This is a genomic window from Paraclostridium dentum, from assembly GCF_012922555.1.
Classification (GTDB): Bacteria; Bacillota; Clostridia; order Peptostreptococcales; family Peptostreptococcaceae; genus Paraclostridium; species Paraclostridium dentum.
The window spans coordinates 515,787-531,388 of the sequence record NZ_WIPK01000001.1; the positions used below are offsets into that span (position 1 = coordinate 515,787).

14 protein-coding genes and 1 pseudogene are annotated in these 15,602 nt (G+C 27.9%); 10 read left to right on the top strand and 5 right to left on the bottom strand.

Annotated features, from left to right (window positions below):
- The first annotated feature begins 244 nt into the window (after positions 1–244).
- Positions 245–961, top strand: coding sequence for a glucosaminidase domain-containing protein (locus GFJ41_RS02415; RefSeq protein WP_170074509.1), 717 nt, complete (start codon positions 245–247; stop codon positions 959–961).
- Between the two features lie 39 nt (positions 962–1,000).
- Here GFJ41_RS02415 and GFJ41_RS02420 read toward each other — a convergent pair whose 3' ends face one another.
- Positions 1,001–1,456 carry a staygreen family protein gene (locus GFJ41_RS02420; protein ID WP_170074510.1) on the bottom strand — a complete coding sequence of 152 codons (456 nt, stop codon included), beginning with the start codon at positions 1,454–1,456 and terminating at the stop codon, positions 1,001–1,003.
- 124 nt (positions 1,457–1,580) lie between these two features.
- On the opposite strand from GFJ41_RS02420, the gene GFJ41_RS02425 reads away from it, so the two are divergent.
- From GFJ41_RS02425 to GFJ41_RS18950, 3 genes and pseudogenes are all read left to right on the top strand, one after another.
- Positions 1,581–2,531 (top strand): SpoIVB peptidase S55 domain-containing protein, encoded by a 951-nt coding sequence (locus GFJ41_RS02425; RefSeq protein ID WP_170074511.1) that lies wholly within the window; start codon positions 1,581–1,583, stop codon positions 2,529–2,531.
- A 211-nt stretch (positions 2,532–2,742) separates the two neighbouring features.
- A pseudogene (locus GFJ41_RS18945) lies at positions 2,743–3,546 on the top strand (PTS transporter subunit EIIC); the annotation flags it as partial.
- 192 nt (positions 3,547–3,738) lie between these two features.
- Positions 3,739–4,098, top strand: a complete 360-nt coding sequence (locus GFJ41_RS18950) for a PTS sugar transporter subunit IIB (protein WP_306343040.1) — start codon at positions 3,739–3,741, stop codon at positions 4,096–4,098.
- A gap of 29 nt (positions 4,099–4,127) precedes the next feature.
- Here the strand turns inward: GFJ41_RS18950 and GFJ41_RS02435 are convergent, their stop codons facing one another.
- Together GFJ41_RS02435 and GFJ41_RS02440 are read right to left on the bottom strand one after the other, a co-directional pair.
- Positions 4,128–4,304, bottom strand: coding sequence for a hypothetical protein (locus GFJ41_RS02435; RefSeq protein WP_021428941.1), 177 nt, complete (start codon positions 4,302–4,304; stop codon positions 4,128–4,130).
- A 185-nt stretch (positions 4,305–4,489) separates the two neighbouring features.
- Positions 4,490–4,738, bottom strand: coding sequence for a hypothetical protein (locus tag GFJ41_RS02440; protein ID WP_035116537.1), 249 nt, complete (start codon positions 4,736–4,738; stop codon positions 4,490–4,492).
- Between the two features lie 141 nt (positions 4,739–4,879).
- Here GFJ41_RS02440 and GFJ41_RS02445 point away from each other — a divergent pair, with 141 nt between their 5' ends.
- Positions 4,880–7,243 carry an ATP-dependent DNA helicase gene (locus tag GFJ41_RS02445; RefSeq protein WP_170074512.1) on the top strand — a complete coding sequence of 788 codons (2,364 nt, stop codon included), beginning with the start codon at positions 4,880–4,882 and terminating at the stop codon, positions 7,241–7,243.
- 86 nt (positions 7,244–7,329) lie between these two features.
- On the top strand, positions 7,330–9,717 hold the full coding sequence (locus GFJ41_RS02450) for a transglycosylase domain-containing protein (RefSeq protein WP_206001486.1): 2,388 nt from the start codon (positions 7,330–7,332) through the stop codon (positions 9,715–9,717).
- A 64-nt stretch (positions 9,718–9,781) separates the two neighbouring features.
- Here the strand turns inward: GFJ41_RS02450 and GFJ41_RS02455 are convergent, their stop codons facing one another.
- Positions 9,782–10,777: a calcium/sodium antiporter gene (locus GFJ41_RS02455; RefSeq protein ID WP_170074514.1), complete on the bottom strand. Its 996-nt coding sequence runs from the start codon at positions 10,775–10,777 to the stop codon at positions 9,782–9,784.
- 229 nt (positions 10,778–11,006) lie between these two features.
- A complete protein-coding gene (locus GFJ41_RS02460; protein ID WP_021432663.1) occupies positions 11,007–11,942 on the bottom strand; it encodes a magnesium transporter CorA family protein in 936 nt (311 codons plus the stop codon).
- A gap of 378 nt (positions 11,943–12,320) precedes the next feature.
- Between GFJ41_RS02460 and GFJ41_RS02465 the strand changes: the two genes are divergently transcribed.
- The 4 genes from GFJ41_RS02465 (at position 12,321) to GFJ41_RS02480 (ending at position 15,600) form a co-directional block, all read left to right on the top strand.
- On the top strand, positions 12,321–13,451 hold the full coding sequence (locus tag GFJ41_RS02465; RefSeq protein WP_170074515.1) for an aldo/keto reductase: 1,131 nt from the start codon (positions 12,321–12,323) through the stop codon (positions 13,449–13,451).
- Positions 13,452–13,650: 199 nt separating this feature from the next.
- On the top strand, positions 13,651–14,151 hold the full coding sequence (locus GFJ41_RS02470) for a QueT transporter family protein (RefSeq protein ID WP_021429059.1): 501 nt from the start codon (positions 13,651–13,653) through the stop codon (positions 14,149–14,151).
- Between the two features lie 21 nt (positions 14,152–14,172).
- Positions 14,173–15,048, top strand: coding sequence for a metallophosphoesterase (locus GFJ41_RS02475; protein ID WP_035116532.1), 876 nt, complete (start codon positions 14,173–14,175; stop codon positions 15,046–15,048).
- Between the two features lie 126 nt (positions 15,049–15,174).
- Complete coding sequence (locus GFJ41_RS02480) at positions 15,175–15,600, top strand: rhodanese-like domain-containing protein (protein ID WP_052169176.1); 426 nt, start codon at positions 15,175–15,177, stop codon at positions 15,598–15,600.
- The last annotated feature ends 2 nt before the right edge of the window (positions 15,601–15,602 follow it).

Sequence of the window (15,602 nt, forward strand, 5' to 3'; positions counted from 1 at the left end):
TCTATTAAGTTGTAATAATAGTATTACCTACGTATTAGAATATATAATTAAATATTATTACCTTTTTATGAATTAAATTCTAAAAAATTAATATGATAATACTGTTTAAACTATTATTATGATAAAAAATAAATAAAAATGTATATTAATCGTATTTATTGATATAACTTGCGAAGAGGAAGTTGGATATAAATATTGAATTTTAAGGATAAATATTTAAATTTTAATAAGGAGATAAATAAATATGAAATTATGGAAAAAACTAATAGTTTTAGTATGTTTATCATCTATGCTGATAGGCTGTGATTTATCATCACAACAAAAATTAATAAAGAAAGAAAATTCAAATAAAATAAATGAAAAGATACAAGAAAGTGAAGTTAAAAGCATAGTAAGTAAAAACGAAGACAAAACTAAACAACAAAATAAAATTACAGCTGAAGAAGCTAGAATATTAAACGTTAGCTATAATAGAGATAATGTGACATATATAAGCCATATAAGTAAGGATGAGATGAAAGAAGTATTAGAAAATACTACAGGAGCTAAAAGTATGATTCATTTATCGGACGCATTTGTAGAAGCTGAGCAAAAGTATGGAGTAAATGCTTTTTTCATGGCGGGTGTAGTTGCTCTTGAAAGTGGGTTTGCAACTTCAAGAAGAGCTGTAGAAGACAATAACTTAACAGGATATGAAGTATACAGTGATAATTCTGAGGGAAAATTATTTCCAAGCCAACAGGAATCTATACTTCAAACAGCCAGGCACTTAAGTAAAAACTACTTAAAAGAAGGAGCTGCATATTATAAAGGTTTATCTGTTGATGCAATTCAAGTGAGTTACTGTCCAGATGAAGATTTTGACAAGAATTGGGAAGGAAAGGTTAATGAACTATCTAACTCATTTTTGAATACTTATAATCAACTTTTTAAAAACCATATTCAAATTTTAAAAAAATAAAAAGAGGCAAAATATGAAAGAGCCTCTTTTAAAAAAGTATCAAATTTCTATTAAATGATTTTTTACTAAACCGTAATATTCAGAACAATTGTACATAAAATATGAAGACGAAAAATTAACTATTATATTAGAATCTAATAAAAATTTATTTTCAAGTAAAAAATCTCTATCTCCATATAATATAGCTGTAATGGCTAATTCCAAATGAGATTTGAAAATTTCATATTTTCTTTTAATCTCATATGTGGAATTTCCTTTCAAACAAATGTTGAGTAATAATGCGTACTTATTTTTTTCAATAAAAACCCAACCTCCTAAAACTTCATCTCTTAAATTTATATTAATTTTTTTATAGTTATAAAAATTAGCGATATCTAGATATAATATACCTGTATCATCGCTATGAGTAAGCGTATATTTCCTATCTTTTAATATATAAGTTTTTGTCATTGGAAAAATAAAATTAACTTCCAGTTTATTCTTATCAAAATTCATAAAACACCACCTAAATATTAGTAAATAATAAAATATATTCCTAATTATATAAAAGTATAATAAAAAACATGATTTTATAGAAAAATAATATAAATATCAAAATAATTTTAAGAAGGGATACGCTATGAAAAGACTAACAAACATTTTATCATTAATGATTGTAGCTATACTTTTATCAACTAACTTATGCTTTGGACAAAACAGCGTAGGAAAACTTATGCCATCAGCAGAAGTTGTTTTTGTTAATTTAAATTTAAAATATCCTATGGTTGATATGCTTGTAAATGAAGATACGGATTTTAAAAAGAACGATATTATATTATCAGCAATTTCTATGAAGAAAAAATTAAAATATGATTTAAATGATTTAACAGATCTTTATAAATCAGAAGATGAGAAAGTTTTAGTAAGATTTCTAAGAGAAGGAAAAGAGAATGTTCAGGTTTTTACAGGCAAGGATTTTAGAGGGATTTATTTGAGTTTTACTCAACAGTTTTGCGGAACTGTAACTGCAGTAAGTGAAGATGGAAGCTTTATAGGTTTGAGTCATAATGTAGATGGATCTGAAGTAGCACTTAGTACTCAAGTCTTTGAGACTGCGTATGTGCATTCAATTAAAGCAACATTATTTAATGATGGTGGACTAAAACCGCATTTAAAAGAAAATAAAGAAGGAAAATTAAATTATATTGGAGATATAAATAAATACAGTGAATATGGAGTAAAAGGAAAATTAAAAGAAAGTACATTTAATGATAAGAACGCTTTAGAAGTAACAAGACCTAAGAAAGGTAAAGCATATATTTATTGCAAGTCACCTGTTACTAACGAAAAAAAATTACATGAAATAGAAATAACAAAAATATATGAAGATGGAGCTAAAATAAAAGTAAAAGATAAAGAACTTAAAGAATATAGAGGTGGAGTAATAGGTGGAATGAGTGGATCACCTGTAATACAAGATGGAAAGTTAGTTGGAGGAATAAGATCTAGCTTCATATACAATCACAAAATTGGGTTTATATCAAATATAGATTATATGTTAAACCCAGAAGGTAAGAGTTGTAGAAAATAAATAGTATGCTAATAAAGGATTGATTAAATTCAATCCTTTATTAGCATTTTACAATAACAATATAAAATGTTGAAAAATGGAAAATTAAAACGTATAATTAATTTATAATTTAAAAAAAATTAAAAAAGGAGGTTATTTTATGCTTAAATTTTTGCAACGTATAGGTAAGTCACTTATGCTACCTATAGCAGCATTACCTATAGCAGGTATAATGTTAAGATTAGGTCAACCTGATATTGTTGATGCGCTTGGTGGCATACCGTTCTTGCAAACGATTTTACCATTCTTTGGAGCAGCAGGATCTGCTTTATTTGATAATTTACCGTTATTATTTGCATTAGGAGTTGCTGTTGGGTTTTCAGATGACCAAAATGGAGCAGCAGCATTGGCTGGGGTTATATCGTATTTTACATTGACGAATGTATCAAAACAATATTGGATAATGAATTTAAGTAAAGATGTTGTAGCAACACTAAATATATCATTTTTAGGTGGTATACTGGCAGGTTTAATAGGTGGGTTATGTTACAACAAATTTAGAAAAGTAAAACTTCCTGAGTTTCTAGCATTTTTTGGAGGAAGAAGACTTGTTCCTATAATGTCGGGGCTTATATCTGTTGTGATTGCCATACCTTTAGGTATGATATGGCCAACAGTTCAAGGTGCTTTAACTGATTTTTCAATGTCTATTGTTGGAATGGGAGCATTTGGAGCTGCAATTTTTGGATTATTTAATAGACTACTAATCCCTATGGGATTACATCATGTTTTAAACTCATTTTTCTGGTTCCAATTAGGAACTTATAATGGAAAAACTGGAGATATAGCTAGATTCTTTGCTTGAGACCCGAATGCAGGACATTTTATGACAGGGTTTTTCCCTATAATGATGTTTGGATTGCCAGCTGTAGCTCTTGCAATATACTTTGCAGCTAAAAAAGAAAAGAGAAAAGCTGTTGGAGGAATGTTATTATCTTTAGCACTTACATCTTTCTTGACAGGTGTTACTGAACCTATAGAATTTTTATTTATATTCTTGTCACCAATATTATTAATTGCACATGCGATTTTAACTTCACTATCATTCTTTGTAGTAGACAGTCTAGGAATATTACATGGATTTACATTCTCAGCTGGAGCAATTGACTATTTAATGAATTTTGGACTAGCTACTAAGCCTATTACTTTATTACTGGTTGGGCTAGGAATGTCTATAATATACTTTATTGTATTTTATTTATTAATTACAAAATTAAATTTACCAACTCCTGGTAGAGAAGAAGATTGTGATGAATTTGATCAAGGAGACTCTACAGACATAAATAGTGATTTGGATTTAGCTAAAAAATATATAGAATATTTAGGCGGAGAAAAAAACATAACTAAGGTAGACAACTGTGCTACTAGATTAAGATTAGAATTAGTAGATACTGATAAAATGAATGATAAAGCATTAAAATCTATTGGAGCAAAAGGTGTTGTAAAATTAAATAAGACAAGTGCACAAGTTATAGTTGGAACAACTGTTGAATTTGTTGCAGATGGAATAAAAAGTTTACTTAAATAATTAAAAGAGTGTCAAATGGCACTCTTTTTTTAATAATATTCATTAAAGTCGCAATCTACACTAAACTCATTAGGGCTCAATAAACCTCCAAATGATATATATAGATTATTAATCTGAGAAGCTAATCTTTTGCTTAATATCAATTTATATCCATCAACTTCAAATAACTCATCATTATCCTGTAACTCATCCAGAGTTATATGCACTCTAGCATCACATCAGAAACTTATAGTTCTAATAAATACTCTTATATATTTTTTATTAGTTTCTTGTTGTAATAGCTTATTAAGTTCTGCTTTAGCAGAATTATATATTGTTATATTCATGTCTAGCTCCTTAAGTCGAATTTACTTAATTATATAACAAGATAAATTAAATGTAAAATTAGAGGTTAAGATAATGTTTGATTATTTAAACAATTGTCGCAAACAAATCCTTCTTCAGGAAAATAATTATTTTCACTATGAGGAAATGCGTTAAGGCAGCGACAACATGTACTGTGATGATATTTAGGTATATTATAAACTTCTATACCCGGAATAGAATTAAATGTATCTAAAGTTTTAGATGCAGTAAAATAATCTTCATAAATAGATTTTGCTTCTTCAGAAGCTTTTCTTCTTAAATAACTATCGTTCATATGAACACCTCCTATATAAATTTACATAGTTAGTATTCCTAAAAATTGTAATATGTATTAAGTAAAATTTGGTAGAGAATAGAAAAATATATAAATTTATTATATAATAAAACATAGAAAAATTTTAGAGGGACTAAAAATATGGAAAGAGAAATAAAAATATCTGTAAGAAATCTTGTTGAGTTTATAATGAGGAATGGAAGTATAGACAATACAAAGAGTGCATCTATAAAACCAATAGAAGGAACTTTAGCTCATCAAATGATTCAAAATTCATATGATGAAAATTATGATGCAGAGTACCAATTGAAATATGAATTTGAATATAAAGGAATAAGTATAAAAGTAGAAGGAAGAGCAGATGGAATATTAAAAGAAGATGGGAAGATTATAGTTGATGAAATAAAATCTACGTTAAAGGATGTAAATGACTATAACAAAAATATAAATCAACTACATTTAGCTCAGGCAAAGTGCTATGCATATATATACTGTATGTTAAATAATTTAGGGGCTATTTATGTACAACTTACATATTACAACCTAGAAACTAAGGAAATAAATAAAATTAGAACGCATTATGAAGTTAAAGAACTTGAAAAAGATTTTTTAAATCTTATAAATGAGTACAAATTATGGATAGATATAGAACAAAACCATATATCTAAACGAGATGAAAATATAGAAAATTTAAAATTTCCATTTGAAAACTATAGAAAAGGACAAAGAGAATTTGCGGTATACGTTTATAAAAGTATTGTAGATAATAAAAAATGTTTTGCTCAAGCTCCAACAGGAACTGGAAAAACAATTTCAACGCTTTTTCCATCTATAAAAGCTATGGGTAAGGGATATGCATCTAAAATTTTTTATTTAACTGCGAAAAACATAACAAAAGATGTATGCGAAAATAGTTTGAAATTAATGAATGAAAAAGGTTTAGATATAAAATACATAATAATATCTTCAAAAGATAATGTATGTAAAAAAGATGAAGCTAATTGTAACCCAGAATATTGTGAATATGCAAATGGATATTTTGATAGGATAAATAGTGCTTTAAAGGAAATTTTAAAATATGAAAATACATACTCATATGAAGTTATACAGCGTTTAAGTGAAAAATATAAACTATGTCCATTTGAACTATCTCTTGATTTAGCATTATTTAGTGACATTATAGTATGTGATTATAATTATGTTTTTGATCCAAAGGTATATTTAAAAAGATTTTTTGATACTAAAAAAAATGATTATGTTTTTTTAATTGATGAAGCTCACAATTTAGTTGATAGAACTAGAGATATGTATTCTAAATCTTTAGGCAAATTTCAGTTTGAAGAAATTAGTAAAATAATGAAAGGAAAAAATCGAAGTATTAACTATTCTATAAATAAGATAAAGTCATATTTTAAAGAAATAGATGAAGAATTAATAATATATAAGGATATGAAATTATCAAATCATATAGAAAGCAAGGACTTAGATACAGAGTTTATAAATCTTTTGAAAGCTTTAACTCAAAAAATAGATGAGTATTTAGAAGATAATTCAGAGGAAAATGAAAAACTTATAGAATTATATTTTGATGTTCATAGTTTTTTGGGAATTGCAGAATTTTACGATGACAATTTCGTAACTATTTATGAAAAAGATGGGAAAGAAGTACTTATAAGAATTTATTGTATAGATCCATCTGGAGTTATTGAACAAAGAATGAAAAGTGCCAAATCTACAATAATATTTTCAGCTACATTACTTCCTATAAATTATTTTAAAAGTATGTATGGTGGTGAAGAAAAAGACTATTTTATAAGTTTAAATTCTCCATTTGATGTAAATAAAAGAGAGTTAATATTTGCAAATAATATAAATACCACTTATAATAGACGGTATGAAACTTGTAAAGATGTATCTAAATCTATAAAAGATTGTGTAAAAAGTAATGGGGGGAATTATATGGTGTTTTTTCCATCATATAGTTATATGGAACTGGTGTACGATTACATGATAAAAAACTATACAGATTTAAATATTGAAATTCAAGAAAAGGATATGAGTGAAACTAAAAAAGAAAGTTTCTTGAAAAATTTTCAAGAAGGTAATAACTGCACTCACATTGGTTTTTGCGTTTTAGGCAGTCATTTTTCTGAAGGTATAGATCTTACCAATGATAAACTTATAGGAGTTATAGTAGTGGGAGTTGGAATGCCACAAATAGGAGTTGACAGGAACATCATAAAAAAGCATTTTGATAAAAAAGGCTATGATGGTTTCGATTATGCATATACTTATCCAGGAATGATAAAAATACTTCAGGCCGCGGGAAGATGTATAAGAACAGACTCTGACAAAGGAGTAATAATGCTTATTGATAATAGATACTCTCAAGAAAAGTATAAAAAAATATTTCCAAGAGAGTGGTATCCAAATAAAGTAGCTAGAAAAACTGAAGATATAAGCATTATTTGTAAAAATTTTTGGAAAAATATGAAGGAGAAATAAAAATTATATGTAATAATAAAAAAAGGACTTATATTAAACTATAAAAAACCAGATTAAAATTTAAGATTGGGGGCAATAACGAAAATATGAGTGACAAAAAAGTGAAAAAGAATAGCCTTATGAAAAAAATAGCAATAGGCTTTTTAGCGATATTTGGGCTAGGAGTTGCATCAGTTAGTATATTTGTTATGGCTATACTGTTTAATACTCCAGACATAGATCCAAAAAATATGGTATTTGCAGAAAACTCTATTATATATGATTCAAATAATAAAGTTACAGAGACAATTCAAGGTGCAGAGTCAAGGTATGTAGTAAAAGATATGAATAATATCCCTGATAATTTAAAAAATGCAGTGCTTGCTATAGAAGACCATACTTTTTATGAGCATCATGGTATAAATATTAAAAGAACTATAGGCGCATTTGTACAAAATATAAAATCAGGATATAAAGCACAAGGTGCTAGTACAATAACACAGCAGTTAGCTAAAAACTTATATCTAACTAATGAAAAAACATATAAAAGAAAAATAAAAGAACTTTACTACTCACTTCAGTTAGAGAAAGAGTTAGATAAAGATGAAATACTTTTATCATACTTAAACACAATGTCTTTAGGTCAAGGAAATCGAGGGGTTCAAGCTGCATCTCACAACTATTTTGATAAAGATGTATCTGAATTAAGCTTAGCAGAAAGTGCCCTTTTAGCAGGTATAACTAAATATCCAAGTAAATATGCTGCTTATAAAACATCACAGTTAACAAAAGATGATGATTTGAAAAATGCACAAATAATAATATATGCTCAAGACTATGTACCAACAGATGATGATCTTGATATGTATGAAACGTTACTTGAAAATGATAGAATTGATAAGCTTACATATGATGCCTTAAAAAAGGGTAGAAAAGTAATATATAAAGCTGAGTTTAATGAAAATTCTAAAAAGAGACAAGAAGTTGTTTTAGGAAGAATGTTAGAACTTGGATATATATCAAGAAGTGAATATGATAAGGCTATAAAAGAAGATATAAAAATTAATGTAGGAGAAGATGTTGAAAGTAAAAATTCTTCATACTTTAACTCTTTAGTTAAAAAAGATGTAGTAAAAGCTTTAGTTAAGGAAGGTTATACTGAAGATGAAGCTAAAGATATGCTATACAATGGAGGACTTAGAATTCATTCTACAATAGACTCTGATATGCAAAATATTGTAGAAAAAGAATATGAAGATGGTTCTAACTTCCCAGGAACTTATAGAGATGAAAATGGAAACTTACAACCACAATCAGCTATGGTTGTTATGGACAATAATAATGGACAAATTAAGGCAATGATAGGTGGTCGTGGAATAGGAGGAGAAAGTTTATATAATAGAGCTACAAATCCAAGACAACCAGGATCATCAATAAAACCATTAGCAGTATATATGCCACTTATGGAGAGAGCTGGACTTACTCCTTACTCAACTTTAAATGATTCACCACTTAAAAAAGTAAATGGTAGAGATTGGCCTAAGAATGCAGGTGGTTCATACCATGGTGGTGTAAGTATGGCTCAAGCCGTAAAACAATCATATAATGGTGCTGCTGTTCACGGAGCTGCAATGCTTGGTAACAGTGAATCAGAATCTATGAAAATAGTTTTAGATTCATTAAAAGATTTAGGAATAACAACTGTAGATGATGTAAGAGATAGACATTACCCTACTGCTTTAGGAGGAATGGCTCGAGGAGTATCTCCTCTTGAAATGACAGCTGCTTATGCAGCTATAGCAAATGGTGGGGTTTATGTGGAACCTACAACATTTACTAAAATAGAATTATCAGATGGAAGTTTATTACTTGATCATAAGCCTAAAACTAAGAGAGTATACTCTCAAAATACAGCTTACTACATGACTAAAATGCTAGAAGGTGTTGTTAATGATGGTACTGGTAAAAGGGCTAAATTATCAAACATGGCCGTTGCTGGTAAAACAGGAACTACAAACAGTAATAATGATGCGTGGTTCTGTGGATATACACCATATTATACTGCATCAGTTTGGATTGGTAATGACAGACTTAAATCACTTCCACAAGGAAGTAAAATAGCTACTGCATTATGGAAAGATGTTATGGACCCTATACATGATGGACTAGAAGGTAGAGAATTTGGAAAAGAAGGACCGTTTGCTAAAGTTGATATAAGCTACAGTGCTCCAGTAAGTACAAGACCAAAAGAACAAGAAACAGAAGAACAACCTCAACAACAAGAGGAGCAACCAATACAACCAGAGCAACCAACGCAACCGGAGCAACCAACGCAACCGGAGCAACCAACGGATCCGAATCCGAACCCAAATCCGAATCCAAACCCGAATCCGAATCCGAACCCAGATCCGAATCCGAACCCAGATCCGAATCCGAACCCAGATCCGAATCCGAACCCAGATCCGAATCAAGGTCAAAATCCTCCAGCAGCTTAATATTAAAAACTTAATTAAAATTAATATAAAAAAAGATATAGGTTTTAACCTATATCTTTTTATTTTAATTTTTAAGAACGACATAAATCATATATAAAATGTAAGATCCTATTAATACGATACCCTCAAACTTACTAATATCTTTTTTTCTAATGGCGAATATATAAGCTACTATAGTAACAACTATCATTATAAGTATATCTAAAAACAGGCTAGGATCAACTGATATAGGAGTAATAAGTGAAGATACACCAAGTATAAATAAAATATTAAATATATTTGAACCAATAACATTTCCTAAAGCTATATCACTTTCACCCTTACTGGCGGCTACAACGGAAGTTATAAATTCGGGTAGAGACGTTCCTATAGAAACAATTGTTAAGCCTATCATTTTTTGGCTTACTCCAAAGCTCAAGGCTATATTAGAAGAGCAATCAACAACTAACTTACCTCCAATTATTATACCTAAAATACCTATGATAGATAAAACTATAGATTTTGATAAAGAAATATTTGATTCTGTATAAGTTAAATCATCATTTGATAATTCAATGTTAGTATTAGTAATTAAACTTCTATTTTTATTTCTAGAGTTAATTGAAACTTCTACTAAATAGTATATAAATATACCAAAGAACATTAAAAATACTAATCCATCGCTAAGAGACAAAATAGAGTTTTGTGAGTTTTGAAAAACAAAATCATTACAAAGTATTAAAAGTAAAACTGAAGAAAGTATTAAAAATGGAAATTCTTTCAAAAGTATAGACTTTTTAACCGACAAAGGCTTTATAAAAGCTGACATACCTACAACACATAAAAGATTAAAAATATTTGAGCCTATAATATTTCCGAGTGCTATTCCATTTTGCCCTTCGATAGATGCAGTGACACTGACGGCGGCTTCAGGAGCACTAGTTCCAAATGCAACTATTGTAAGACCTATAAGTAAGGACGGAATCCTGAGAGACCTTGCAATACTTGAAGAACCATCGACGAAATAATCAGCCCCCTTTACTAAAAGTAAGAACCCAAATAATAAAAACACATAAACCATACAAACATCTCCCTTTTTTTATGAAATAAAAATAAAAAAGACCTTCTAAATAAGTAGAAATATTTCTACTCATTTAGAAGGTCTTGCTAACAAGATTAAACTCGCTAATTAACCGAGTGATTATCACTGGTATGACGACTAATTAACACCTAAGTGTAAGCTACTCCCCTTCTAGGGAATTTAATTTTATAATTTAATTATATTCAAATTTTGGAAAATGTCAACTGATTTATAATAATTTATTTCTAGACATTATAAATGTAAGAATTAAACACATAATACATGTAATTAAAATAACAAGCCAGAATCCACTAGGATGATGTTCAAATGGCAATCCAGGTACATTCATACCGAAAAATCCAGATACAATAGTAGGTATAGACATTATAAGTGTAATAGATGTTAGAAATTGCATAACTGTATTTTGGTTATTACTAACAATAGCACTAAATGCATCCATTATTCTACTTAAAATATCTCCATAAATAGTAGCCATTTCTAAAGCCTGTTTGTTTTCTATAATAACATCTTCAAGTAAGTCTTCATCTTCTGAATACTTTTTAATAGATTCTGTTCTAAGCATTTTGTTAAGAACAAGTTCATTTGCTTTTAGCGAAGTCGAAAAATAGATCAGAGATTTTTCGAGTTCTAGTAACTGAACTAATTCTTTATTTTTCATAGATTTATATATTTCTTTCTCTATGGCTATAGTCATTTTATTTATTCTTCTTAGATAATGTAAATAATAGCTAGCATTTTTATAAAGAATTTGAAGAATAAATCTAGTTTTTTTGAAAGTGAAAAAATCTTTAACATGTCCAACTATAAAGTCATTTAAGATTTTTGTTTGACCTATACATACTGTAACAATAGTATCATCTAAAAGAATAATACCAAGTGGAATAGTAGAGTAGTGAGTAGAAGATGCATCACTTTCATCTACAGGTATATCTATAAGTATTAAAATATGATTATCTTCAATATCTATTCTAGAACGCTCTTCTTCATCGAGTGCAGCTCTAACACTTTCTATATCAACATTAAGCTTTGCAGATATTTCAAGTATTTCAGCTGTACTAGGTTCAACTAAGTTAACCCAACAACCACTTTCAAATGATTTTAATTTTTCAAGTTTAGAGTCGATAGTTTTATAGTATCTTATCATTTGATCACTCCTTTATTCAGTTTTAAAGCAATCACTTAAGTATTATCTACATAATTGCTTAAACATATAATTGAATAAAGGTATTAAGCAATAATTAAGATTCATTAAGTGATTTAATAAACAAACATATCCGCAATGGAATACTGTCCATTTTTTATACCACTCCTTTATGTATTATTTTTATTAAAAAAGACCACATCGGCATCACTGCTTAAGAGGTCAGATAAATTAATAATATCATATATTAATTTTTAATACAATAAAAATACCTCATTAAATTATGTGTAAATTAAAAAATATATAAGCATAAAATGTTAGTATATTGGAATATGTTATTTATTGTATAATTTAATTAAATTAAATTTAGGAGGGGTAGATATGAGATATAGGGAATTTGGAAAAACAGGGGAAAAAATATCTATTTTAGGATTTGGGTGTATGAGATTTCCTCAAATAGATGGGAAAATTGATGAAGAAAAAACTATTGAGATGGTTAGGTATGCAATTGATAATGGAGTAAACTACATAGATACTGCATACCCATATCACAATGGAGAAAGTGAAATTGTAGTAGGGAAAATTTTAAAGGATGGATATAGAGAAAGAGTTAATCTAGCAACTAAATTGCCATCTTGGGAAATTAATTCAAGAGAAGATATGGATAAGTATTTTAATGAGCAGTTAAAAAAACTTCAAACAGAAAAGATAGACTTTTACTTAATTCATGCATTAGATAAAGGCCTATGGGAGAACTTAGTTGAAAATAACATATTTGATTTTTTAAATGAAATAAAGAAAAGTAAAAAGGTAAGATATGTAGGATTCTCTTTTCATGATAAGTATGAAGTATTTAAAGAAATAATAGATTCATATGATTGGGATTTTACACAAATTCAATACAACTATTTAGATGAAGAATACCAAGCAGGGACTAAAGGCCTTGAGTATGCAAGTAAAAAAGATATGGGTGTTATTATAATGGAACCTCTTAGAGGAGGAAAGCTTGCTAATAATTTACCTAATGATATATTAGAAATAATTAACAAATCAGATAGTAAAAAATCTCCAGCTCAATGGGCTTTTAAATTTTTATACAATAAGCCAGAACTAGGAATTGTCCTTAGTGGAATGTCAAACATGGAACAGGTTATTGATAATATAAGAATATGTAACGAGGATGGAGTTGCAGATTCTATGAACTTAGAAAATGAAAAGGTAATAGAAGCATTAAGAGATACATTAAAGTCTAAAATAAAAATAAATTGTACGGATTGTAAATATTGCATGCCATGTCCAAATGGTGTTAACATACCGGCATGTTTTGAATGTTTAAATAATTCATCAATGTTTAATGATATAGAAGGTATAAAAAATAATATGTATAAATATTTAATTGAACAAGATGTTGACGCATCTAAATGTATAGAATGTGGTAAATGTGAAAAAAGTTGCCCTCAACATATTGATATAATAAATAAATTAAAGAAAGTTAAGGAAACGTTTAAGTAATTAACTCTATTGAAAAAAAAGTTTTTTTTTGATAATATATAAATTATCTTAAAACTTAAAAAGACAGTTCGAAAGCCTCCTGTCTTTAAACAAAACTATGGTTAAGTCTTAAAATATAATATTTATATTATTATTTAGATTATAAAACCGTAGATTTTTCTGCGGTTTTTTAGATTTTAGGACTTAAAGGAGAAATTTTATGACGACAAATATAAAAAAACTAGTTACAACAGCATTAGTTGCGGCTATATATGCAACTTTAACATTGGTATTAGGTGCCATAAGTTATGGGCCGATACAATTTAGAGTGGCAGAAATTATGGTATTACTTCCATTTATAAAAAAGGACTATATATGGGGATTAACAATAGGATGTTTTTTAGCTAATATTATAGGGCCTTATGGAGTACCAGATATAATTTTTGGTACAACTGCAACATTTTTAAGTGTATATGCAGTTTATATGACTAGCAAAATAATGGATGGTAAAAAATATGCTTTATTAGTATCATCAATTTGGCCTACTGTTATAAATGCTATAATAATAGGCATAATGCTTAATATATTCTTTGGATTACCACTTATGTTATCTATGGCACAAGTTGGATTTGGACAATTTGTAGTTATAACAATAATAGGTGTACCGCTGTATAAATCATTAGAAGGTAAATACTTTAAAATATTAAAAGATGCATTTTAATATAATCAGAAAGGAAATATTATGTTTACGCAAGTTTTATTAGGCTCAACCATAGTTTTAGGAACAACTTTGTTTTTAAATAGAGAGATAAATAGTTTAGAAACAACTAGATATGAAATAAAAAATAAAAAAATACCAAAAGAATTTAATAATTTTAAAATTGTTCAAGTAAGTGATTTACATAATAAAACATTTGGAAAGAACAATGAAAAATTATTAAAAAAAATTCATGAAGAAGAACCTGATATAGTAGTTATAACAGGAGATTTAGTAGAAGGCGATAAAAATAACTTTCATGTTTCATTAAATTTTTTAGATGAATTAACTAAAAGTTATGAAGTTTATCATATAATAGGAAATCATGAACAAAAGTCTTTAATAAAAAAATACAAAAAAGAGTATGAACTTTATTTTAAGGAATTTAGTAAAAAGTCAATTATAAATTTAGAAAATGAAAAAGTGGTAGTAAATAAAGAAAATTCTAGTATAAATATTTTTGGACTTATAATTCCATTAGAAAAATATCCTTACTTTTTCAAGAATTTTAAAAATAGAAAAGAAGGATTAGATAAAGACTTTATAAAAGAATCATTAGGAGAAATAAATAAAAATGAATATAATGTGATGCTAGCACATACACCATTTTTCTTTGAAGATTACAGTGCTTATGGAGCTGATCTAGTATTATCAGGTCATGTTCATGGAGGTATAATAAGGCTACCTTTATTAGGTGGCGTACTTTCCCCTAATAGAGAATTTTTCCCAAAGTATGATTTTGGAAATTATAAAAAAGATGATACAACAATGATATTAAGTAAAGGCTTAGGAGGATCTAAAGTTCTTATAAGATTTAACTGTAGACCTGAGATAGTTAGTATAACTTTAAAAAGCGAATAATAGTTAAAAACTATATGACGATAATGATATATAGAAAAAAACTATAATGAAGCGATTATAAGTTTGGTATAATTGAATAAGAAATTTAGAATTTTATGACGAATTACGGAGTAAAGGGGAATAGCTATGAAATTAAATAAAAAAATAAGTGTTATAATTGCAGGGGCATTAATCACATTTAGTGTTGGAAGTTTAGTTGGATGTACTCAAAAAACTGATAGTGATGATAAAACATCCGCCAAATATGAAAATATAAATGCAAAAGAAACTGAGGATTTATTAGCTACTGGAGATGATATAGCTGTTGTGGATGTTAGGACAAAAGGTGAATTTAACACAGGTCATATAGATAAGGCTATGAATATAGATTTTGATAATTTTGAAAATAATTTAACTATATTAGATGATTATAAAGAAAAACCTGTTTTGCTTTATTGTAAGACAGGGAACAGAAGTGAAAAGGCAGCAAAAATTTTAGAAAAGCATGGTTTTACAAAAATATATAATGCTACAGACGGTGTTGAAGAGCATGACTACAAATTAGTTAAGTAAGT

What these genes read in the sequence shown, in the direction of transcription:
- GFJ41_RS02415 (WP_170074509.1), top strand. Translation starts at nt 245, where the DNA reads ATGAAATTATGGAAAAAACTAATAGTTTTAGTATGTTTATCATCTATG.
- GFJ41_RS02420 (WP_170074510.1), bottom strand. Translation starts at nt 1,456, where the DNA reads ATGAATTTTGATAAGAATAAACTGGAAGTTAATTTTATTTTTCCAATG.
- GFJ41_RS02425 (WP_170074511.1), top strand. Translation starts at nt 1,581, where the DNA reads ATGAAAAGACTAACAAACATTTTATCATTAATGATTGTAGCTATACTT.
- GFJ41_RS18950 (WP_306343040.1), top strand. Translation starts at nt 3,739, where the DNA reads ATGTCTATAATATACTTTATTGTATTTTATTTATTAATTACAAAATTA.
- GFJ41_RS02440 (WP_035116537.1), bottom strand. Translation starts at nt 4,738, where the DNA reads ATGAACGATAGTTATTTAAGAAGAAAAGCTTCTGAAGAAGCAAAATCT.
- GFJ41_RS02445 (WP_170074512.1), top strand. Translation starts at nt 4,880, where the DNA reads ATGGAAAGAGAAATAAAAATATCTGTAAGAAATCTTGTTGAGTTTATA.
- GFJ41_RS02450 (WP_206001486.1), top strand. Translation starts at nt 7,330, where the DNA reads ATGAGTGACAAAAAAGTGAAAAAGAATAGCCTTATGAAAAAAATAGCA.
- GFJ41_RS02455 (WP_170074514.1), bottom strand. Translation starts at nt 10,777, where the DNA reads ATGGTTTATGTGTTTTTATTATTTGGGTTCTTACTTTTAGTAAAGGGG.
- GFJ41_RS02460 (WP_021432663.1), bottom strand. Translation starts at nt 11,942, where the DNA reads ATGATAAGATACTATAAAACTATCGACTCTAAACTTGAAAAATTAAAA.
- GFJ41_RS02465 (WP_170074515.1), top strand. Translation starts at nt 12,321, where the DNA reads ATGAGATATAGGGAATTTGGAAAAACAGGGGAAAAAATATCTATTTTA.
- GFJ41_RS02470 (WP_021429059.1), top strand. Translation starts at nt 13,651, where the DNA reads ATGACGACAAATATAAAAAAACTAGTTACAACAGCATTAGTTGCGGCT.
- GFJ41_RS02475 (WP_035116532.1), top strand. Translation starts at nt 14,173, where the DNA reads ATGTTTACGCAAGTTTTATTAGGCTCAACCATAGTTTTAGGAACAACT.
- GFJ41_RS02480 (WP_052169176.1), top strand. Translation starts at nt 15,175, where the DNA reads ATGAAATTAAATAAAAAAATAAGTGTTATAATTGCAGGGGCATTAATC.